Source organism: Delftia sp. ZNC0008 (genome assembly GCF_000799035.1).
Classification (GTDB): domain Bacteria; phylum Pseudomonadota; class Gammaproteobacteria; order Burkholderiales; family Burkholderiaceae_C; genus Comamonas; species Comamonas tsuruhatensis.
The window spans coordinates 214-20541 of sequence record NZ_JTKZ01000207.1; the positions used below are offsets into that span (position 1 = coordinate 214).

Annotated in this window: 19 protein-coding genes; all 19 read right to left on the reverse strand. The window is 64.1% G+C overall.

Annotation, left to right across the window (positions count from 1 at the left end):
* Window positions 1–50: 50 nt before the first annotated feature.
* Window positions 51–494 carry a DUF4149 domain-containing protein gene (locus L995_RS06730; RefSeq protein ID WP_016447472.1) on the reverse strand — a complete coding sequence of 148 codons (444 nt, stop codon included), beginning with the start codon at window positions 492–494 and terminating at the stop codon, window positions 51–53.
* A 44-nt stretch (window positions 495–538) separates the two neighbouring features.
* Complete coding sequence (gene greA, locus L995_RS06735) at window positions 539–1015, reverse strand: transcription elongation factor GreA (protein ID WP_016447473.1); 477 nt, start codon at window positions 1013–1015, stop codon at window positions 539–541.
* A gap of 251 nt (window positions 1016–1266) precedes the next feature.
* Window positions 1267–4515, reverse strand: coding sequence for a carbamoyl-phosphate synthase large subunit (carB, locus tag L995_RS06740; protein WP_016447474.1), 3249 nt, complete (start codon window positions 4513–4515; stop codon window positions 1267–1269).
* Window positions 4508–5680, reverse strand: a complete 1173-nt coding sequence (gene carA, locus L995_RS06745) for a glutamine-hydrolyzing carbamoyl-phosphate synthase small subunit (RefSeq protein WP_016447475.1) — start codon at window positions 5678–5680, stop codon at window positions 4508–4510. Before carA ends, carB begins: the two co-directional genes overlap by 8 nt.
* A 174-nt stretch (window positions 5681–5854) precedes the next feature.
* The gene (locus L995_RS06750; RefSeq protein ID WP_047470460.1) at window positions 5855–6646 is read right to left on the reverse strand and encodes a TrmH family RNA methyltransferase; all 792 of its coding nucleotides are present in this window, start codon (window positions 6644–6646) and stop codon (window positions 5855–5857) included.
* Between the two features lie 64 nt (window positions 6647–6710).
* The gene (rnhB, locus tag L995_RS06755) at window positions 6711–7418 is read right to left on the reverse strand and encodes a ribonuclease HII (protein ID WP_047470463.1); all 708 of its coding nucleotides are present in this window, start codon (window positions 7416–7418) and stop codon (window positions 6711–6713) included.
* A complete protein-coding gene (gene lpxB / locus L995_RS06760) occupies window positions 7381–8571 on the reverse strand; it encodes a lipid-A-disaccharide synthase (RefSeq protein WP_016447478.1) in 1191 nt (396 codons plus the stop codon). Before lpxB ends, rnhB begins: the two co-directional genes overlap by 38 nt.
* Window positions 8572–8592: 21 nt before the next feature.
* Entirely contained in the window at window positions 8593–9390 is a 798-nt protein-coding gene (gene lpxA, locus L995_RS06765; protein WP_017404505.1) for an acyl-ACP--UDP-N-acetylglucosamine O-acyltransferase, read from the reverse strand.
* Window positions 9391–9397: 7 nt separating this feature from the next.
* On the reverse strand, window positions 9398–9838 hold the full coding sequence (fabZ, locus tag L995_RS06770; protein ID WP_012206736.1) for a 3-hydroxyacyl-ACP dehydratase FabZ: 441 nt from the start codon (window positions 9836–9838) through the stop codon (window positions 9398–9400).
* On the reverse strand, window positions 9835–10842 hold the full coding sequence (gene lpxD / locus L995_RS06775; RefSeq protein WP_016451336.1) for a UDP-3-O-(3-hydroxymyristoyl)glucosamine N-acyltransferase: 1008 nt from the start codon (window positions 10840–10842) through the stop codon (window positions 9835–9837). Before lpxD ends, fabZ begins: the two co-directional genes overlap by 4 nt.
* A gap of 24 nt (window positions 10843–10866) precedes the next feature.
* Window positions 10867–11376, reverse strand: a complete 510-nt coding sequence (locus tag L995_RS06780) for an OmpH family outer membrane protein (protein WP_016447481.1) — start codon at window positions 11374–11376, stop codon at window positions 10867–10869.
* Window positions 11376–13673 (reverse strand): outer membrane protein assembly factor BamA, encoded by a 2298-nt coding sequence (gene bamA / locus L995_RS06785; protein ID WP_016447482.1) that lies wholly within the window; start codon window positions 13671–13673, stop codon window positions 11376–11378. Before bamA ends, L995_RS06780 begins: the two co-directional genes overlap by 1 nt.
* 45 nt (window positions 13674–13718) lie before the next feature.
* Complete coding sequence (rseP, locus tag L995_RS06790; RefSeq protein ID WP_047470468.1) at window positions 13719–15089, reverse strand: RIP metalloprotease RseP; 1371 nt, start codon at window positions 15087–15089, stop codon at window positions 13719–13721.
* A gap of 82 nt (window positions 15090–15171) precedes the next feature.
* On the reverse strand, window positions 15172–16350 hold the full coding sequence (gene ispC / locus L995_RS06795) for a 1-deoxy-D-xylulose-5-phosphate reductoisomerase (protein ID WP_047470471.1): 1179 nt from the start codon (window positions 16348–16350) through the stop codon (window positions 15172–15174).
* Window positions 16347–17201 carry a phosphatidate cytidylyltransferase gene (locus L995_RS06800; protein WP_016447485.1) on the reverse strand — a complete coding sequence of 285 codons (855 nt, stop codon included), beginning with the start codon at window positions 17199–17201 and terminating at the stop codon, window positions 16347–16349. The genes ispC and L995_RS06800 overlap by 4 nt, the downstream gene beginning before the upstream one ends.
* A gap of 13 nt (window positions 17202–17214) precedes the next feature.
* Window positions 17215–17961, reverse strand: coding sequence for a polyprenyl diphosphate synthase (gene uppS / locus L995_RS06805; RefSeq protein ID WP_043792021.1), 747 nt, complete (start codon window positions 17959–17961; stop codon window positions 17215–17217).
* Window positions 17962–17996: 35 nt separating this feature from the next.
* Window positions 17997–18557, reverse strand: coding sequence for a ribosome recycling factor (frr, locus tag L995_RS06810; protein WP_016447487.1), 561 nt, complete (start codon window positions 18555–18557; stop codon window positions 17997–17999).
* Between the two features lie 43 nt (window positions 18558–18600).
* Entirely contained in the window at window positions 18601–19323 is a 723-nt protein-coding gene (gene pyrH, locus L995_RS06815) for a UMP kinase (protein ID WP_016447488.1), read from the reverse strand.
* Between the two features lie 65 nt (window positions 19324–19388).
* A complete protein-coding gene (gene tsf, locus L995_RS06820; RefSeq protein ID WP_016447489.1) occupies window positions 19389–20285 on the reverse strand; it encodes a translation elongation factor Ts in 897 nt (298 codons plus the stop codon).
* Between the last annotated feature and the right edge of the window lie 43 nt (window positions 20286–20328).

Sequence of the window (20328 nt, forward strand, 5' to 3'; positions counted from 1 at the left end):
CGCTTGCGGGCGTTTTTGTTTGGCATGGTGCCGAACCGGCAGGACCGGGATCAGGCCGTGGCCCGGGTGTTCGCTTGAGACGAACGGCCTATGCGCCACAGCACGACAAGCGCACACAGCCACTGCAGCGCATACATCACCGTGCCCACGCTGTGCCACAGCTTGAGGTTGTCGCGTGCAACGATGCGCGGCGACACGCCGTACTGGACGACAAATGCCAGCAGCATGCCTGCGATCACAAAGCCCAGGCAGGCCTTGGCCCAGGGCTGCAGGACCGACTCCTTGCTGCGCCGGGACAGGACCAGCAGCACGGCCGCGCAGGCGATGGACACCCAGGTCTGCGCGGCAAACAGCTTGGCAGCCATGAAGCCCGCGACAGCCGGCGTGGGCAAGTGGGCGAACAGCATGGGCACGGCCATGAAGCCGATGGCCGACAGGCTGCCCCACCACAGGGCAGCAGCCAGCAGGGGAACGCGCTCGTACAGGTTGCTCATGGGCTTAGGCCTTCCTCAACGATCGAGGCACAGGCACCGACGCATCAGAGGTAGCGCACCGACACCACTTCATAGCGGCGCTCGCCGCCCGGTGCCTGCACGACAGCGGTATCGCCTTCTTCCTTGCCGATCAGCGCGCGTGCAATGGGGCTGGAGACATTGATCAGGCCCAGCTTGAGATCGGCCTCGTCCTCGCCGACGATCTGGTACTTGACCGTGTCGCCGCTGTCTTCGTCTTCGAGTTCAACCGTTGCACCGAAGACCACGCGGCCGCCAGCATCCACGGCGGAGGGATCAATGATCTGGGCTGCGGACAGCTTGCTCTCTACCTCGGCAATGCGGCCCTCGATGAAGCCTTGGCGGTCCTTGGCGGCCTCGTACTCGGCGTTTTCGCTCAGGTCGCCCTGGGCACGGGCCTCGGCGATGGCCTGGATGATGGAAGGACGCTCCACGGTCTTCAGACGGTGCAGCTCGTCCTTGAGTTTCTCGGCTCCGCGCTTGGTGATGGGAATGGTGGCCATTGAAAAGTCTCCATGTGCAGCAAACGCCGCGCGTTGCGCGGCTTCTTTGGCACAGGCGGGCCGGCAGTATGGCGGCAGGGCCTGCGCCCCAAAAGCAAACCGCCGCACGTTGCCGCGCGGCGGTTTCATCAAGTCATGTGGTCCATTATGCCGCGTTTGACCACCAGCTTCGGTGGGAAAACCCGGCGGCACTGTCGGACAGTGCCGCCGGCTGCACCTCGTCAGAAACGAGGGACGGCAGCGCGGAAGGATCAGGCCGTTTGCAGCTGGGCGTGCAGCTCCTGGACGGAGTGCACATCCATGTTGCCCATGGACTTCATGCCTTCGACGGCGGCTTCGGCACCGAAGATGGTGGTGAAGGTGGTCACGCGCGCCAGCAGGGCGCTGGTACGGATGGCGCGCGAGTCGGCGATGGCGTTGCGGCGCTCTTCCACCGTGTTGATGACCATGGCGATCTCGCCGTTCTTGATCATGTCCACGATGTGGGGGCGGCCCTCGGTCACCTTGTTGACGAGCTGCACCTCGATACCTGCCTCGGAGATGGCCGCCGCCGTGCCGCGCGTGGCGCACAGCACGAAGCCCATGGCAGCCAGTTCCTTGGCCACGGCCACGGCGCGCGGCTTGTCGGCGTTCTTCACGGTCAGGAAGACCTTGCCCTGGGTGGGCAGTGCCACGCCGGCGCCCAGCTGGCTCTTGACGAAGGCTTCGCCAAAGGTCTTGCCCACGCCCATGACTTCGCCGGTGGACTTCATCTCGGGGCCGAGGATGGTGTCCACGCCCGGGAACTTCACGAACGGGAAGACGGCTTCCTTGACGCTGAAGTACGGCGGCGTGACTTCCTTGGTGATGCCTTGCTGGGCCAGCGTGTCGCCGGCCATGCAGCGCGCAGCCACCTTGGCCAGCTGGATGCCCGTGGCCTTGGAGACGAAGGGCACGGTGCGCGAGGCACGCGGATTGACTTCCAGCACGTAGATCACGTCGCCATCGGCCGTTTCCTTGATGGCGAACTGCACGTTCATCAGGCCGACCACGCTCAGCGCGTTGGCCATGGCAGCCGTCTGGCGCTTGATCTCGGCCACGGTCTCGGGCTTGAGGTAGTAAGGCGGCAGCGAGCAGGCGGAATCGCCCGAATGCACGCCGGCCTGCTCGATGTGCTCCATCACGCCGCCGATGAAGACGGCGCCTTCGCGGTCACGCACGCAGTCCACATCGCACTCGATGGCGTTGGACAGGAAGTGGTCCAGCAGCACGGGCGAGTCATTGCTGACCTTGACGGCTTCGCGCATGTAGCGCTCCAGGTCGCGCTGCTCATGCACGATTTCCATGGCACGGCCACCCAGCACATAGCTGGGACGCACGACCAGGGGGTAGCCCAGGCCGGCCGCCTTTTCCAGCGCTTCGGGCTCGGTGCGGGCCGTGGCATTGGGCGGCTGGCGCAGGCCCAGCTCATGCAGCAGCTTCTGGAAGCGCTCGCGGTCTTCGGCCGCGTCGATCATGTCGGGCGTGGTGCCGATGATGGGCACGCCTTCCTTTTCCAGGCCCAGGGCGAGCTTCAAGGGCGTCTGGCCGCCGTACTGCACGATGACGCCGACCGGCTTCTCGACAGCCACGACTTCGAGCACGTCTTCCAGCGTCAGCGGCTCGAAATACAGGCGGTCCGAGGTGTCGTAGTCGGTGGACACGGTTTCGGGGTTGCAGTTGACCATGATGGTTTCATAGCCGTCCTCACGCATGGCGAGCGCGGCATGCACGCAGCAGTAGTCGAACTCGATGCCCTGGCCGATGCGGTTCGGGCCACCGCCCAGCACCATGATCTTTTTCTTGTCCGTCGGCTCGGCTTCGCACTCCTCGTCATAGGTGGAGTACATGTAGGCCGTGTCGGTGGCGAACTCGGCAGCGCAGGTGTCCACGCGCTTGAACACGGGGCGCACGCCCAGTGCCTTTCGCGCCTCGCGCACGGCCTTGTCGGTGCTGTGCAGCAGCTTGGCAAGGCGGCGGTCGGAGAAGCCCTTTTGCTTGAGCGTGCGCAGCGTGGTGGCGTCCAGTGCAGCCAGCGCGGCATCGCCCTTTTCCTCGTAGACCTTGTCCAGTTCGAGTTCGATCTTGACGATCTCTTCGATCTGCACGAGGAACCACTTGTCGATCTTGGTGATGTTGTGCACTTCATCCAGCGTCCAGCCGGCAGCAAAGGCGTCACCCACATACCAGATGCGGTCCGGACCTGGTTCGCCGAGTTCCTTTTCGAGGATCTCGCGGTCCTGGGTCTTTTCGTTCATGCCGTCCACGCCGACTTCCAGGCCGCGCAGCGCCTTCTGGAAAGACTCCTGGAAGGTGCGGCCAATGGCCATGACCTCGCCCACGGACTTCATCTGCGTGGTCAGGCGGTTGTCGGCAGCCGGGAACTTCTCGAATGCGAAACGCGGGATCTTGGTGACCACGTAGTCGATCGAGGGCTCGAACGACGCAGGCGTCTTGCCGCCCGTGATGTCGTTCTTGAGTTCGTCCAGCGTGTAGCCCACGGCCAGCTTGGCAGCGACCTTGGCGATGGGGAAGCCCGTGGCCTTGGAGGCCAGCGCCGAGGAGCGCGACACGCGCGGGTTCATCTCGATGACGATCATGCGGCCGTCCTTCGGATTCACCGAGAACTGCACGTTGGAGCCACCCGTGTCCACACCGATCTCGCGCAGCACCGCCAGCGAGGCGTTGCGCATGATCTGGTATTCCTTGTCGGTCAGCGTCTGCGCGGGCGCCACGGTGATCGAGTCGCCGGTGTGCACGCCCATGGGGTCCAGGTTCTCGATGGAGCAGATGATGATGCAGTTGTCCGCCTTGTCGCGGACGACTTCCATCTCGTACTCCTTCCAGCCGAGCAGCGATTCCTCGATCAGCAGCTCATTGGTCGGCGACGCTTCCAGGCCGCGCTTGCAGATGGTCTCGAACTCTTCGGGGTTGTAGGCAATGCCGCCGCCCGTGCCGCCCAGCGTGAAGCTGGGGCGGATGACGGTGGGAAAGCCCATCTCCTTTTGCACGGCCCAGGCTTCGTCCATCGAATGGGCGATGCCCGAGCGTGCCGAACCCAGGCCGATGCGCGTCATCGCATCCTTGAACTTGAGGCGGTCCTCGGCCTTGTCGATGGCCTCGGGCGTGGCGCCGATCAGCTCGACCTTGTACTTGTGCAGCACGCCGTTGCGCCACAGGTCCAGCGCGCAGTTCAGCGCGGTCTGGCCGCCCATGGTCGGCAGGATGGCGTCGGGACGCTCCTTGGCGATGATCTTCTCGACCGTCTGCCAGGTGATGGGCTCGATGTAGGTGACGTCGGCCGTGGCCGGGTCGGTCATGATCGTGGCAGGGTTGCTGTTGATCAGGATGACCTTGTAGCCCTCTTCGCGCAACGCCTTGCAGGCCTGCACGCCGGAGTAGTCAAACTCGCAGGCCTGGCCGATGACGATGGGACCGGCGCCAATGATCAGAATGCTTTTGAGGTCGGTGCGCTTAGGCATTTTTGTGTTTCTCCATCAGCGCCGTGAAGCGGTCAAACAGGTAGGCGATATCGTGCGGGCCGGGCGAAGCCTCGGGGTGGCCCTGGAAGCAGAACGCAGGCTTGTCCTTGTGCTCAAGGCCTTGCAGCGTGCCGTCGAACAGGCTGATGTGCGTGGCGCGCAGCGTGTCGGGCAGGGACTCCATCTCCACCGCAAACCCGTGGTTCTGGCTGGTGATGCTCACGCGGCCGTTGTCCAGGTCCTTGACGGGGTGGTTGGCGCCGTGGTGGCTGTTGGCCATCTTGAAGGTCTTGGCGCCAGCGGCCAGGGCCATGATCTGGTGACCCAGGCAGATGCCGAAGACGGGCTTGCCGGACTCCACCAGTTCCTTGGTCGCGGCAATGGCGTAGTCGCAGGGCTCTGGGTCGCCAGGGCCGTTGGACAGGAAAACGCCGTCGGGGTTGAGTGCCAGCACATCCTTGGCGGGCGTCTTGGCCGGCACCACGGTCAGCTTGCAGCCGCGCTCGGCCAGCATGCGCAGGATGTTGAACTTCACGCCGAAGTCATAGGCCACCACATGGAAACGCGGGGCCTGCTGCTGGCCGTAGCCTTCGCCCAGCTTCCACTCGGTTTCCGTCCATTCGTACTGCTGGGCGGCGCTCACCACCTGGGCCAGATCTAGGCCCTTCATGCTGGGGGCCGCCTTGGCCGCAGCCAGTGCCTCGTCGATGCGCGCCTGGGTCACTTCTTCGCCAGCGGCCAAACCGACGATGGCGCCGTTTTGTGCGCCCTTGTCGCGCAGCAGCCGTGTGAGCTTGCGCGTGTCGATGTTGGCAATCGCCACCGTGCCGCTGCGCGTCAGGTAGTCGGGCAGGGTCTCGGACTTGCGGAAGTTGCTGGCCAGCAGCGGAAGGTTCTTGATGATCAGGCCCGCCGCATGGACCTTGCCAGCCTCGACATCCTCTGCGTTGACGCCGTAGTTGCCTATGTGCGGATACGTGAGCGTCACGATCTGCTGGCAGTAGCTGGGGTCGGTGAGGATTTCCTGGTAGCCGGTGATCGCCGTGTTGAAAACGACTTCACCAACCGTGGTGCCTTGCGCACCGATCGAGTTGCCAACAAAGACCGTGCCGTCTGCGAGCGCCAGGATGGCGGATGGGAATGCTCCCTTGAGAGACAAAAGCACTGGGTTCTCCGGTTCTAATTACGGTTACGCCCAGCGTGCCGCACGGACGGGTCCGTGCGGTTTACAGCTTGTCTGCAGGGGGTGGCGAGGAAGCGTCGCTAGGCGTATTGTGGAATGCTTGAAAGCCGCCCATTATAGGCTGGTCGCGCTTCAGCCTCCTGACAGGAGGCGGGATTACCCTTGACGTGAGCCGGCACTCACGCTGCTTGCGTGCAGGCATATCGCCGCTGCCGCAGCCACGTTCAGAGACTCTTCACCACCCGGCTGGCCGATGCGCACATGCTGCGCCGCCTGCTGCATCAGCGCCTCGCCAACGCCCTGCCCTTCATGGCCCATGGCCCAGGCGCACGGCCAGGGCAGAGCGGCGCTCTGGATCAGTTCACCTTGATGGGAGCTGGTCACGATCAGGGGCAAGCCAAGCGCATTCAGGTCCTCGGGTGACGCCGACTCCACCAGGTGCAGCCCGAAATGCGCGCCCATTCCGGCGCGCAGCACCTTCTGGCTCCACAGCGCAGCCGTGCCCTTCAAGGCCACGATCTGGCCGAAGCCGAAAGCGGCCGCACTGCGAAGAATGGAGCCCACGTTGCCTGCGTCCTGCACACGGTCGAGCACCACGGTGGCCACGCCGGCACGCACGGCCGCCGACGCATGCCAGTCCATCAGAAAGCCGATGCGCGCCGGAGACTCCAGTCCGCTGACCTCGGCAAACACGGCATCGGACAGCACCACGCACTTGCCTGCGCCCTGCACCCACTCCAGCGGCACCTGAGGCCAGAAGGACTCGGCCACCACGGCCACGGCGGGCTGCATGCCGCGCGCCAGGGCAGCACGGCACAGATGGTCCCCCTCCAGCCAGACACGTCCTTGTTTGCGGTAGGCCCCGCTGTCCTGGGCAAGCCTTCGCAAATCCTTGACCAGGGCGTTGTCACGGGACTGGATCGATGTAGCGGCAGGTTGTCGGCTCATGGCAAGGCTTCCGGGCAAAGAGAACAGCGAAGAACAGCGCCACGGGCGCAGAAAGCGAAGGCGCTCAGGCCGACAGCAGCAAGGCCTGCGCGCCCTGCGCCGCAGCGGCCACGCGGGCGGCTGCCAGCGGCTCGGCCCTGCGGGCAATGCTCACGACATGGGCCACGGGCGCGAAGGTTCGTCGGTGCTCCTGGCAGGCGCCATGCAGGCGCAGCGCGGCAAGATGGGCCGCCGTGCCATAGCCCTTGTGGCCGTCGAAGCCGTATTCCGGGTATTGCTCATGCAGGCGCTGGCACCACCGATCCCGCGTGACCTTGGCAAGAATGGAGGCCGCCGAGATGGACTGCACCAGGGCATCGCCCTTGACGATGGCCTCAGCCTGCACATCCAGCACGGGCAACTGGTTGCCATCCACCAGAACCAGTACCGGCTTCAATCGCAGGCCCAGCACCGCGCGGCGCATGGCCAGCAGCGTGGCCTGCAGGATGTTCAGGCGATCGATCTCTTCGACCGAGGCCTCGGCAATGCTGCAGCACAGCGCCTTGGCACGGATCTCGTCATAGAGTGCCTCGCGGCGCGCAGCCGTGAGCTTCTTGGAATCGTTCAGGCCATCGATGGGATGGAGATCGTCAAGAATGACAGCGGCGGCCACCACGGGGCCGGCCAACGGGCCGCGGCCCGCTTCGTCCACGCCCGCAACCAACCCCGGCGGATGCCAGGGCAGGCACGCCTGTTCAGGCGGCAGTGGGGGCAATGATTTTCTCGATCGCATGGGCGGCCAGTTCGGCAGTATCGCGCCGCAATTCATGGTGCAGCGCTGTGAAGCGCTGTACCAGCGCTTCGACGGTTGAAGGGGAATGCTCGCAGGCCTGCAGCCATTGCAGCACGGCCGCGCTCAGCGCCTGGGGCGTTGCCGCATCCTGGATCAGCTCGGGCACGACGAAATCGCCGCACAGGATGTTGGGCAGGCCCACCCAGGGCTGCAGCTGCTTGCCACGCATCAGACGCCAGCTCCACGGGTGCATGTTGTAGCCGATCACCATGGGCCGCTTGTACAAGGCGGCTTCCAGCGTGGCCGTGCCGCTGGCTATCAGCGTCACGTCACAGGCTGCCAATGCGTCATGGGACTGGCCGCGCACGATGTGCAGCGACGAAGCCATGCCGGCTTGCGCGGCAATGCGCTGCAGCTCGTCGAATTGCGAAGGCACAGCAGGCACTACTATTTTAATAGCTGGCAGCGCCTTCCGAACCAAAGCTGCCGCCTGAAAGAAGCGGGCAGCCAGGTAACGTATTTCAGAGCGCCGACTGCCGGGCAGCACGGCCAGCACCAGACCATCTTCGGGCAGCCCTAACCGGCGGCGCGCAGCTGCGCGGTCGGGCTGCAGCGGAATCACGCTGGCCAGGGGATGGCCCACGTAGGTCGCGTCTATGCCATGGCGGGCCAGCAACTCGGGCTCAAAGGGGAAGATGCACAGGACATGATCGGCCGCGCGGCGGATCTTGTCGACGCGATCGGCACGCCAGGCCCAGATCGAAGGACAGACGAAATGCACGGTCTTGATGCCCGCAGCACGCAGATCGGTTTCCAGCCCCAGGTTGAAGTCCGGCGCGTCGATGCCGACAAAGACGGCCGGCCGCTGCTGGAGCAGTCGCTGACGCAGCTGGCGTCGGATATTCAGAATCTCGGCCAGCCGGCGAAACACTTCCCAGCTGTATCCATGCACGGCCAAGCGCTCGCTGGACCACCAGGCTTCAAAGCCGCGCTGCTGCATCTGCAGCCCGCCGATGCCAAAGGCCGAGGCCTCTGGCCAGCGGGACTGCAGCCCCCCCAGGAGCAAGGACGCCAGCAGGTCGCCAGAGGTTTCTCCGGCGACCATGGCAATCGATGGACTCAGGCGCGCCGATGGCGCCGCGTTCTCTGTCATGCCGTCCTTTCGCGCGCCAGATCAGCGCGCAATGCCCCGGGTCGAAGCCGCCAGGAAATCCAGCATCAGCGATACATCGGCCGCGGCCTCGGGCAGTTCACCCTCCAGCGAAGCAATGGCTTCTCGCGCAGCTTCAAGGGTCAGTCCCTGGCGGTACAGCAGACGGTGCATCTGCTTGACGGCCTGAATGCGCTGCGGCCCGAAGCCGCGACGGCGCAATCCTTCGATATTGAAGCCGCGCACGGCCAGCGGATTGCCATCCACCATCATGAAGGGCGGTACATCCTGCGAGATATGGCTGGCAAAGCCGGCCATGGCATGGGCACCCACCTTGGTGAACTGGTGCACGCCCGTCAGGCCCCCCAGGATGACATGGTCGCCCACGTGCACGTGGCCGGCCAGGGTAGCGTTGTTGGCCAGGATGGTGTGGCTGCCGACAACGCAGTCATGGGCCACATGCACATAGGCCATGATCCAGTTGTCGTCGCCGATGGCCGTGACGCCCTGGTCCTGCACGGTACCGGTGTTGAAGGTGCAAAACTCCCGCACCGTATTGCGATCGCCGATAACCAGCCGGGTAGGCTCGCCTGCGTACTTCTTGTCCTGGGGCTGCGCGCCCAGGGACGCGAACTGGAAAATCCGGTTGTCGCAGCCAATGCGGGTATGGCCTTCGACAACGCAATGCGCGCCGATGGTGGTGCCGGCGCCGATTTCCACATGCGGTCCGATGACGGCATAGGCGCCGACCGACACCGACGAATCCAGCTGCGCAGCGGAATCTATCAGTGCCGTGGGATGGATGCGTTCAATGCCAGCCATGCGCCCGTCAGCCCACGTTGCGCATGGTGCACATCAGCTCGGCTTCGCAGGCCACTTCGTCCTCGACGCGGGCCACGCCCTTGAACTTCCAGATGCCGCCGCGCACACGGTCGATGGTGATCTCCAGCACCAGCTGGTCGCCCGGCTCCACGGGACGCTTGAAGCGCGCCCCGTCGATGCCCACGAAGTAGTAGATGTTGTTCTCATCCGGAACCTGGCCCATCGCATCGAAGGCCAGAAGGCCGGCCGCCTGCGCCAGCGCCTCCAGGATGAGCACGCCAGGCATGACAGGGCGGCCCGGGAAATGGCCCATGAAATAGGGCTCGTTGAACGTGACGTTCTTGATCGCCTTGATGCGTGTATTGCGCTCAAGCTCCGTGACCTTGTCCACCAGCAGGAAGGGGTAGCGGTGGGGCAGTTGCTTGAGAATTGCGTGAATATCCATCATTGCGTTCCGTTATGGCCTTGATCCGCCGATTGCTGCAGTTGCCGCTCCAGGGCCTTGATGCGATCGCGCATGGAGTGCAGCTGCTTCAGCGTCGCAGCATTTTTTTCCCATTTGGCGTTTTCATCCACGGGAAACATGCCCGTGTAAACACCTGATTGTGTCAGCGAACGGGTCACTACCGTCGCTGCCGAAATATGCACCCGGTCAGCCAGCTGCAGATGGCCCAGCACGATGGCCCCGCCTCCCACGGTGCAATGCGCGCCAATGCGCGCGCTGCCGGCCACCCCCACGCAGCCGGCCATGGCCGTATGCCTGCCGACGTGCACGTTGTGACCGATCTGGATCAGGTTGTCGAGCTTGACCCCATCCTCGATCACCGTGTCGTCCAGCGCACCCCGGTCTATGCAGGTATTGGCGCCGATTTCCACATCGTCGCCGATCCGCACGCCGCCGAGCTGCTCGATCTTCACCCATGCGCCGTTCTCGGGCGCGAACCCAAAGCCGTCCGCCCCCAGCACTACGCCGGAATGCAGCAGACAGCGCGCGCCCACATGGCAGTTCTCGCCAATGGTGACGCGCGACTTGAGCACGGTGTGGGCACCGATCGTGGCGCCCTCCTCGACCACGCACAGCGGGCCAATGGTGGCCGATGCATCAACGATGGCGCTCTCGTGCACCACGGCGCTCGGATGGATACCGGCCGGCGCCACGGGCCTGCAGTTTCGCTTCCACCACTGCGTAGCCCTGGCGAAATACGCATACGGATCAGGGACCACGATGCAGGCACCCCGCTGCTGCGCCAGCTCGCGCATGGCGGGCGCCACAATAACGCAGGCCGCCTCGGAGGCGGCCAGTTGCTGGCGGTAGCGGGGGTTGCTCAGAAAACTGAGATCCCCGGCCCCGGCAGAGTCCAGCGGTGCGATGCGGGAGATGGACATCTCCCTTTCGCCACCGACCAACTCGCCACCGAGTGCATCGAGGATCTGGCCCAACAATACGCTCACGGCATGCAGCCCTGGACAGCTGGCTTACTTGCCGCCGCCGTTCAGCGCCTTGATCACCTTGTCAGTGATGTCGTACTTGGGGTTGATGTAGACGGCTTCCTGAAGGATGACGTCGTACTTCTCGGATTCGGCCACTTGCTTGACCACCTTGTTGGCGCGTTCCAGCACCTGGGCCAGTTCTTCGTTCTTGCGGGAGTTCAGGTCTTCCTGGAACTCACGGCGCTTGCGCTGGAACTCGCGGTCCTGATCCACCAGCTGGCGCTGGCGCGAGACGCGCTGGCTTTCGGCCATGGTGGGAGCTTCACGCTCGAACTTCTCCGAAGCGCTCTTGAGCGAGTTGCCCTGGTCAATCAGCTCCTTCTCACGCTTGGAGAATTCCTGCTCCAGCTTGGACTGCGCAGCCTTGGCAGTCGATGCTTCACGGAAGATGCGATCCGTATTCACAAAGCCGGCCTTGAACTCCTGGGCGTGTGCGGAAACGGCCATGGCGCCAAGCAGCACAGCCAGGGAAAAATGGCTAGATAGAGATTTCATTAGAAAGAGGTTCCGATTTGGAATTGCAGTCGCTGGATTTTATCCCCGGTCTGCTTGCGGATGGGTTGAGCAAAGGCCAGGCGCAGGGGACCCAGCGGGGAAATCCAGCTGATGCCCAGGCCCGTGGATGCCCGCAGCTCTCCGAGATCGAAGTTCTCGTTGGCTCCGTAGACATTGCCCACATCGAGGAATGTAAAAAGACGCAAAGTCCTGTCATTGCCGGCACCAGGGAACGGAACCATGAACTCGGCGTTCAATGTCACCTTCTTGGAGCCGCCAAGCGCCAGGTTTTCCTTGGTGTCGCGCGGACCCAGCGAGCCCTGCTCGAAGCCACGCACCGAGCCCAGGCCACCCGAGAAGAAGTTCTTGAACAGCGGGAACGGACGGCCATTGAGGCCCTTGCCGTAGCCCAGTTCACCGTTCAGTGCCAGCGTGTACTTCTTGCTCAGAGGGATGTACTGCTGGATCTGGTAGTTGGCTCGCACATAGCGGGCCTCGCCACCCACCGACCACTCGGTGTTCAGGCGCTGGTAGAGACCGGAGTTGGGCGCCAGCGCGCTGTCACGGCTGTCGCGTGACCAGCCCAGGGTCAGTGGTATGCCGGTGTTGGAGTAGCCGTACTTGTCGGCATAGTCCTTGTACGCCTGGGGCAGGTAGGTGCCGGGCTTGATTTCGGAGCGCTCCACGCCGCCGCCGAAGTAAACGGTGTCGATCTCGCTGAAGGGAACGCCAAAGCGGACGCTGCCGCCCGAGGTGACGATCTTGTAGGCCGCATCGTCGTAGTAGGGACGGTCAGTGCGGTAGTACAGGTCGTAGGTGCGCGAGATGCCGGTGTCCGTGAAGTACGGGTCCGTGGTGGACAGCACCATGGTGCGGCGATACTTGCTGGTGTTCACGTCCACGCCCAGGTAGTTGCCTGAGCCGAACACGTTTTCCTGCTTGATGCCGAAGGACAGCGAAACCTTTTCAGCGCTGGAAAAACCAGCGCCCAGCTGCAGCGAGCCGGTGGGCTTTTCAGCCACCGAGATGACCAGATCCACCTGATCAGGCGAACCCGGCACTTCCTGGGTTTCGACGTTGACTTCTGTGAAGAAGCCCAGACGGTCCACCCGGTCGCGCGACAGGCGAATCTTGTCGCCGTCGTACCAGGAAGCCTCGTACTGGCGGAATTCGCGGCGGATCACTTCGTCGCGCGTGCGGTTGTTGCCGCTGAGATTGATGCGTCGCACATAGGCGCGGCGAGAAGGCTCGGCGTGCAGCACCAGGGCCACCCGGTTGGTCGCACGGTCGATGTCCGGCACGGCCTCGACGCGCGCGAAGGCAAAGCCGAAGTTGCCGAAGTGCTCGGTGAAGGCCTTGGTCGTTGCCGTGACCTGATCGGCGTTGTAGGGCTCGCCGGGCTTGATCTTGACCAGGGACTTGAATTCGTCGTCGCGGTCCAGGTAGTTGCCTTCCAGCTTGACGCCGGAGACCACGAAACGCTCGCCTTCATGGATGTTCAGGGTCAGCGAGATGGTCTGCTTGTCGGGCGAGATCGCCACCTGGGTGGAGTCCACGCGGAATTCCAGGTAGCCACGCTGCAGGTAGTAGGAGCGCAGCGTTTCCAGGTCGGCGTTGAGCTTGTTGCGCGCATAGCGGTCCGACTTGGTGTACCAGCTCATCCAGTTGCCGGTGTCCTGGTCAAAAAGGTCCTTGAGCGTGGATTCGCTGAAGGCCTTGTTACCGACGATATGGATCTCGTTGATACGGGCGGGATCACCTTCGGTCACCGTGAAGGTCAGGTTGACGCGGTTGCGCTCGATGGGCGTGACCGTCGTGACGACTTCGGCGCCATACAGGCTGCGGTTGATGTACTGGCGCTTGAGCTCCTGCTCCGCGCGGTCGGCAAGTGCCTTGTCGAACGGACGCCCCTCGGCCAGGCCCACATCGCGCATGGCCTTTTGCAGGGTTTCCTTGTCGAATTCCTTGGTGCCGGCGAAGTTCACTTCGGCGATGGTCGGGCGTTCTTCGACCACGACGACGAGCACGTTGCCGTTGGCTTCCAGGCGGATGTCCTTGAACAGGCCCAGTGCGAACAGCGAGCGGATGGCGGCTGCGCCCTTGTCGTCGTCATACTGGTCTCCCACGCGCAGGGGGATGGAAGCGAAGACCGTGCCCGGCTCCACGCGCTGAAGACCTTCGATGCGGATGTCCTGTACGCGGAAGGGCTCCAGTGCCCAGGCTGCATTGGCAGCCAAAACCATGGCAGCCAGGGTCGATGCAGCGCGCACGCCCAGGCGATTGATACGTTTAGTCATGAATGGATTTGCCGCCGCTGCGGCTTGCCGAAAACGGCTGAAAAGTTAGCCCCAAAGCCGGTTGATATCGTTGAAAAAGGCGACGGACATCATCATCATCAAAACCGCCACGCCTGCACGCTGCAAGCGTCCGGCCCAGACTTCCGACACGCTTCGGCCAGTCACGCCCTCCCAAAGATAATACATCAGGTGCCCACCATCGAGCACCGGCAGGGGGAGCAAGTTGAGAACCCCCAGGCTGATGCTGATCAGCGCCAGGAACGAGAGATATTGGACCAGGCCCATGCTGGCCGAACGCCCCGCGTAGTCGGCAATGGTCAGGGGCCCGCTGATGTTCTTGAGCGAGGCCTCGCCGATCACCATGCGGCCCATCATGCGCAGTGTCAGCGACGACAGCTCCCAGGTGCGCTGCACGCCGGCCCACAGGCCCTCCAGCGGACCGCGCTGCACCAGCGCCATTTCCGGGGCGCTGCCGATGTAGGCGCCGATGCGGGCGATGCTTTCCTTGCCGTCTTCCGATCGGCCCAGGTCGGGCAGCACCGGGATCTGCAACTGCCGCCCCTCGCGCTCCACCAGCCAGATCTGCTGCTGGACCTGGCCCGATGCGCCCATCTTGCGGATGAGATTGCGCAGCTGCGTGCCATCGTCCACCGAGGTGCCACCCACGCGCAAAACCAGATCGCCCGGGCGCAGGCCCGCCTTCTCGGCGGCACCACCGGCAATCACCTTGTCCAGCACGGGCTGCGTCCAGGGACCAAGCAAGCCCAGGCGCTCGAAGAAGGCGGCATCGGGCTCGCCCTGAACCTGACCAGCCAGCGCGAGGCGCAGTTCGGACGGGGCGGTGCGGCGGGCCTGGAGCACCTCCATGCGCACGGACTCGTCATCGAGCGCTGCACGGGTCAGCGTCCAGCGCAGATCATTGATGGAGCGGACCTCTTCCCATTCCTGGTCACCCAAAGCCATGCGCAAAACGCGATCGCCGCCTTGAACACCCGCCATTTGCAGCACCGTGCCTGCTGGCGGTGTTGCCAGCCGTGCAACGGGCTCCTGCATGCCGACCCAATTGACGATGGCCAGCAGCGCAATGGCCAGCACGAGATTGGCCACGGGGCCTGCGGCCACGATGGCTGCACGCGCACGCAGCGGCTGGGTGTTGAATGCCAGATGGCGTTGGTCGGCAGGCACCTCGCCCTCACGCTCATCGAGCATGCGCACATAGCCGCCAAGGGGCAGTGCACCGATGACAAATTCCGTGTCCGAACCCTTGCGCTTCCATCGCAGGATGGGGCGGCCGAATCCGACGGAAAAGCGAAGCACCTTCACGCCGCAAGCCACGGCGACGCGGTAGTGGCCCCACTCATGCACGGCAATCAGCAAGCCCAGTGCGACCACGAATGCGACAACGGTCAGCAACAATTGATACTCCTTTGAATCCAATGCGCCTCTGGATTCCGCCGCAGGCCCATCAAGAAAACCCTCCTGACCTGCGAAGCCGGCATCACAGCTGCCACTGCCGCGCCACGGTCTGCGCGATTTCGCGCGCCTGCGCGTCCAGGGCCAGCAGGTCTTCCAGACTGCCCAGTGTAGGCGGCAGCAAGGTCTCGAGCGTGCGCAAATTCACAGCGTGGATACGGTCAAATGCCAGGCGCCGCTCCAGGAAGGCGGCAACGGCGACTTCGTTGGAAGCGTTGAGAACCGCCGTGGTTCCCTCGCTGGCGTGCAGCGCCTGCCAGGAAAGGTGCAGGCCCGGAAAGCGCACGGCATCCGCCTCCTCGAAGGTCAGGGCAGACAGCTTGGCGAAATCCAGGGGCGCCGCACCGCTGGCGATGCGGCGGGGCCAGGCCAGGCCGCAGGCGATGGGCACGCGCATGTCGGGCGTACCCAGTTGCGCGAGCACCGAAGCATCCTTGAACTGCACCATGGAGTGCACGATCTGCTGCGGATGGATGACGACCTTGATCTTGTCAGGCCCCATGTCGAACAGCCAGCGGGCCTCGATCACCTCCAGCGCCTTGTTCATCATGGTGGCCGAGTCCACGGAGATCTTGCGCCCCATGGAGAAATTCGGGTGCGCGCAGGCCTGCTCCGGCGTGATCTCGGACAGGGTGGACGGATCGCGCAGGCGAAAAGGCCCGCCCGAGGCTGTGAGCAGCAGACTGTCCACGCGATCGGGCCAGCTGGTGCGGTCTTCGGGCAGGCACTGGAAGATGGCCGAGTGCTCACTGTCTATGGGCAGCAGTGTTGCGCCGTGGCGCTTGACGGTGTCCATGAACAGTGCACCGCCAACCACCAGCGCCTCCTTGTTGGCCAGCAGCAGGCGCTTGCCGGCGCGTGCGGCGGCCAGGCAAGGCGCCAGGCCCGCCGCACCGACGATGGCCGCCATGACGGCATCGGCTTCAGGATGCGAGGCGATCTGCTCCAGCGCGTCAGGCGACTGCAGCACTTCGGTGGCCAATCCATTGCTGCGCAGCTGCTCAGCCAGCAGCCTTGCATGCGGCGCGCTGGCCATGACGGCGTAGCGGGGCTTGAATTCGGCACACTGGCGCAGCATCAGGTCCACCTGCGTGGCCGCGCTGAGCGCAAAGACTTCGTAGTGATCGCGGTGGCGCGCCACCACATCCAGCGTATTGGTACCGATGGAGCCTGTGGAGCCCAGGACGGTGATTTTCTGCTTCATGAATGCGCGAAAGAGGAAAGCATCAGGGCCAGCGGCAGGGTCGGCAGCAGGGCATCGACTCGGTCGAGGACGCCGCCATGACCGGGCAGCAGGCCACTGCTGTCCTTGACGCCGACGCTGCGCTTGACCAGGGATTCGACCAGGTCGCCGACCACGCTCATCGCGGCCATGAAAACAACCGCCAGCAGCAGGAACCAAGCCCCGCGCGCCAGCAGCAATGAATAGAAACTGGGCACGGCCACCGCGTAGTGGCGGTCAGCCCAGACCCAGACCAAGGCCAGCACCACAACGCCTGCCATGCCGCCCCATACGCCTTCCCAGCTCTTGCCGGGGCTGATCGTGGGAGCCAGCTTGGATTTGGTGAATTTCAGGCCCAGGGTCCGTCCTGCGAAATACGCGAACACGTCGGCCACCCAGACCAGCACCAGCACCGACAGCAGGAAGTTGATGCCCATCATGCGCGCCTGCACCACGGCGACCCAGGCCAGCCACAAGGCCAGCACTCCGCCGACCAGGCGCACAGGCGCAGCAATGCGCGGCCAGCCAGCCACGCCGGCACGCAGCAGCGCCCCGCCACCCAGCACCCAGGCAGCACCGGCAACAATCCAAAGCGCAGACAGGGGACGCTCCAGCCAGCCGGCAGCCCAGGCGCCCAGGCACATCGCCGTGCAGATGGCGCCTATGCCGATGGCGCCCGCGGTGCCAAAGCCGTTGAGACGCCCCCATTCCCAGGCACCTGCCGCCATGAGCACGAGCACCACCACGGCGAACGGAATACCCGTGGGATAGAACAGCGCAGGCAACAGGATGGCCAGCAGGATCAGGGCGGTGATGACTCGCTGCTTGAGCATGGCTCCCCCTTGTTCAGGACGTCTGCGGATGGGACGACGTCGGTTGTGATTGTTGTACTTGCGCGGAAGTCTGGCCGAAGCGCCGCTCGCGTGAAGCGAAAGCCGCGATGGCCTCGTCCAGGCAGGCCTCATCGAAATCAGGCCACAAGCTGTCACTGAAGAAAAGCTCGGAATACGCAGCCTGCCACAGCAGGAAGTTGCTGATGCGCATTTCCCCGCCGGTACGGATCAGCAGATCCGGGTCGGGCACATGGGCCAGCGCGAGCGCGCGGTCCAGGCTCTGCGGGGTGATGGGCTCGCCCTTCTCTGCCAGCCGGGCAGCTGCCTGTGCAATGTCCCAGCGTCCGCCGTAGTTGAAGCAGACGTTGAGAACCAGGCGATTGTTGTGCGCAGTGACGGTCTCGGCCTGCGCAAGGCCCGCGCACACTTTCTCGCCCAGGCCGCTGCGGTCACCGATGAAATGCAGGCGCACGCCGTCGCGGCTCAGTTGCTGCACTTCCTTGGCAAGTGCGTTGGCCAGCAGGCCCATGAGACCGGAAACCTCCTCTTCGGGACGGTTCCAGTTCTCGGAAGAGAAAGCGAAGACGGTCAGGACCTGCACGCCGCGCTGGACGCAGGCGCGGGCGCAGCGGCGCAGTGATTCCACGCCCTGCTTGTGGCCGGCCAGTCGCGGCAGAAAGCGGCGATTGGCCCAGCGTCCATTGCCGTCCATGATGACGGCAATATGGCGCGGCACCGCGCCGGAGTCTTGTTTGGTCAAAGGTACGGACCCTGAGGCAAATGAGGCAAGAAGCCTCAGACCGCCATGATGTCTTGTTCCTTGGCCGCCACCAGCGTATCGATCTCGGCGATGTGCTTGTCGGTCATCTTCTGGACATCGGCTTCGCAACGCTTTTGATCGTCTTCCGAGGCTTCCTTGTCCTTGACCAGCTTCTTGACGGCTTCGTTGGCATCGCGGCGCAGGTTGCGCACGGCGACCTTGGAAGCTTCGCCTTCATTGCGCGCCAGCTTGGTCATTTCCTTGCGGCGCTCCTCGCTCATGGGAGGCATGGGCACGCGGATCAGGTCGCCCAGCGAGGCGGGGTTCAGGCCCAGATCGCTTTCGCGGATGGCCTTCTCCACCTTGGCCGACATACTCTTTTCCCAGGGCTGGACGCTGATGGTGCGCGCGTCAAGCAGGGTGACGTTGGCCACCTGGGACAGCGGCACCATGGAGCCGTAGTACTCCACATGGATGGAGTCCAGCAGCGATGGATTGGCACGACCGGTGCGCACGCGCGCAAGATTGTTCTTGAGCGCTTCGATGGACTGGCCCATCTTGGACTCGGTGGTCTTCTTGATGTCTGCAATCGTCATGTTCTTGTTCCTTGAAGAGCTGTGTAACGCGGTATCAAAACACTCAAGCGTACACCAGCGTGCCCTCGTCCTCGCCCATGACCACGCGCTTGAGCGCGCCGGGCTTGACGATGGAGAACACCCGAATCGGCAGCTTCTGATCGCGGCACAGCGCAAAGGCGGTGGCGTCCATGATGCCCAGGTTGCGCGAGATGGCCTCGTCGAAAGCCAGCTTGTGGTAGCGGGTCGCGTCGGGGTTCTTCATCGGGTCGTCGGTGTAGACACCGTCGACCTTGGTGGCCTTGAGCACCACCTCGGCGCCGATTTCAGCGCCACGCAGCGCGGCGGCCGTGTCGGTCGTGAAGAACGGGTTGCCGGTGCCGGCAGCGAACACCACCACCTTGCCCTCCTCGAGGTACTGCAGGGCCTTGGGGCGCACATAGGGCTCCACGACCTGCTCGATGGCAATGGCCGACATCACGCGGGCTGTCAGCCCCTGCTTGTCCATGGCATCGGCCAGGGCCAGGGCATTCATGACCGTGGCCAGCATGCCCATGTAGTCGGCGGTGGCACGGTCCATGCCGACCGAGCCGCCAGCCACGCCGCGGAAGATGTTCCCCCCACCGATCACCACCGCCACCTGGACACCAACCTTGGTGACCTCGGCAATTTCGGAAACCATGCGCTCGATGGTCGCACGGTTGATGCCGAACGAGTCATCCCCCATGAGTGCCTCACCGGACAGCTTGAGCAGGATGCGCTTGTGGGCCGGTGTGGCGTGGGTCATGGTGTTTCTCCGAAGTGGTGGATGATGATGGATGGTGAAGGGAACGGTTCGGTCGCCCGGAAGGATCAGGCGCCGGCCTTGGCGGCAGCCACCTGGGCAGCCACTTCGGCAGCGAAGTCGTCGACCTTCTTTTCAATGCCTTCGCCGACCACGTACAGGGTGAAGCCCTTGACGTTGGTGTTGGCGGCCTTGAGCATCTGGGCCACGGTCTGCTTGCCGTCGGCAGCCTTCACGAAGACTTGGTCGGCCAGCGAGACTTCCTTCAGGTACTTCTGCACCGAGCCTTCGACCATCTTGGCGACGATGTCGGCAGGCTTGCCGGACTCGGCAGCCTTGGCGGCAGCAACGGTACGCTCCTTCTCGATCAGCTCGGCGGGCACGTCGGCGCTGGTCACGGACACGGGCTTCATGGCGGCCACGTGCATGGCGACATCCTTGGCAGCCGTGGCATCGCCGTCGAACTCGACGACCACACCGATGCGCGAGCCGTGCAGGTAGGAAGCCAGGCTGGAGCCTTCGAAGCGCTTGAAGCGGCGGAAGGACATGTTTTCGCCGATCTTGCCGATCAGGCCCTTGCGCACGTCTTCCAGCGTGGGACCGAAGCCGTCCTGCTCATAGGCCAGTGCGCTCAGCGCGGCCACGTCGGCGGGGTTTTGCTCGGCGACCAGCTTGGCGGCGGCGTTGGCCATCGCGATGAAGCTGTCGTTCTTGGACACGAAGTCGGTTTCGCTGTTGACTTCGATCATGGCACCCTGGTTGCCATTGATGAAGGCGGCGATCACGCCTTCGGCGGTCACGCGCGAGGCAGCCTTGCCAGCCTTGGTGCCGAGCTTGACGCGCAGCAGCTCTTCCGCCTTGACCAGGTCGCCTTCGGCTTCGGTCAGGGCCTTCTTGCACTCCATCATGGGCGCGTCAGTCTTTGCGCGCAGTTCAGCCACCATGCTTGCGGTAATTGCAGCCATCGTATTTCTCCAATGTCAGTTCGATTCGTTACAGGATTTCGGC

What these genes read in the sequence shown, in the direction of transcription:
- tsf (WP_016447489.1), bottom strand. Translation starts at nt 20,285, where the DNA reads ATGGCTGCAATTACCGCAAGCATGGTGGCTGAACTGCGCGCAAAGACT.
- lpxB (WP_016447478.1), bottom strand. Translation starts at nt 8,571, where the DNA reads ATGACAGAGAACGCGGCGCCATCGGCGCGCCTGAGTCCATCGATTGCC.
- L995_RS06800 (WP_016447485.1), bottom strand. Translation starts at nt 17,201, where the DNA reads ATGCTCAAGCAGCGAGTCATCACCGCCCTGATCCTGCTGGCCATCCTG.
- L995_RS06780 (WP_016447481.1), bottom strand. Translation starts at nt 11,376, where the DNA reads ATGAAATCTCTATCTAGCCATTTTTCCCTGGCTGTGCTGCTTGGCGCC.
- rnhB (WP_047470463.1), bottom strand. Translation starts at nt 7,418, where the DNA reads ATGCGATCGAGAAAATCATTGCCCCCACTGCCGCCTGAACAGGCGTGC.
- frr (WP_016447487.1), bottom strand. Translation starts at nt 18,557, where the DNA reads ATGACGATTGCAGACATCAAGAAGACCACCGAGTCCAAGATGGGCCAG.
- fabZ (WP_012206736.1), bottom strand. Translation starts at nt 9,838, where the DNA reads ATGATGGATATTCACGCAATTCTCAAGCAACTGCCCCACCGCTACCCC.
- L995_RS06750 (WP_047470460.1), bottom strand. Translation starts at nt 6,646, where the DNA reads ATGAGCCGACAACCTGCCGCTACATCGATCCAGTCCCGTGACAACGCC.
- carB (WP_016447474.1), bottom strand. Translation starts at nt 4,515, where the DNA reads ATGCCTAAGCGCACCGACCTCAAAAGCATTCTGATCATTGGCGCCGGT.
- ispC (WP_047470471.1), bottom strand. Translation starts at nt 16,350, where the DNA reads ATGAAGCAGAAAATCACCGTCCTGGGCTCCACAGGCTCCATCGGTACC.
- pyrH (WP_016447488.1), bottom strand. Translation starts at nt 19,323, where the DNA reads ATGACCCACGCCACACCGGCCCACAAGCGCATCCTGCTCAAGCTGTCC.
- bamA (WP_016447482.1), bottom strand. Translation starts at nt 13,673, where the DNA reads ATGACTAAACGTATCAATCGCCTGGGCGTGCGCGCTGCATCGACCCTG.
- L995_RS06730 (WP_016447472.1), bottom strand. Translation starts at nt 494, where the DNA reads ATGAGCAACCTGTACGAGCGCGTTCCCCTGCTGGCTGCTGCCCTGTGG.
- lpxA (WP_017404505.1), bottom strand. Translation starts at nt 9,390, where the DNA reads ATGGCTGGCATTGAACGCATCCATCCCACGGCACTGATAGATTCCGCT.
- greA (WP_016447473.1), bottom strand. Translation starts at nt 1,015, where the DNA reads ATGGCCACCATTCCCATCACCAAGCGCGGAGCCGAGAAACTCAAGGAC.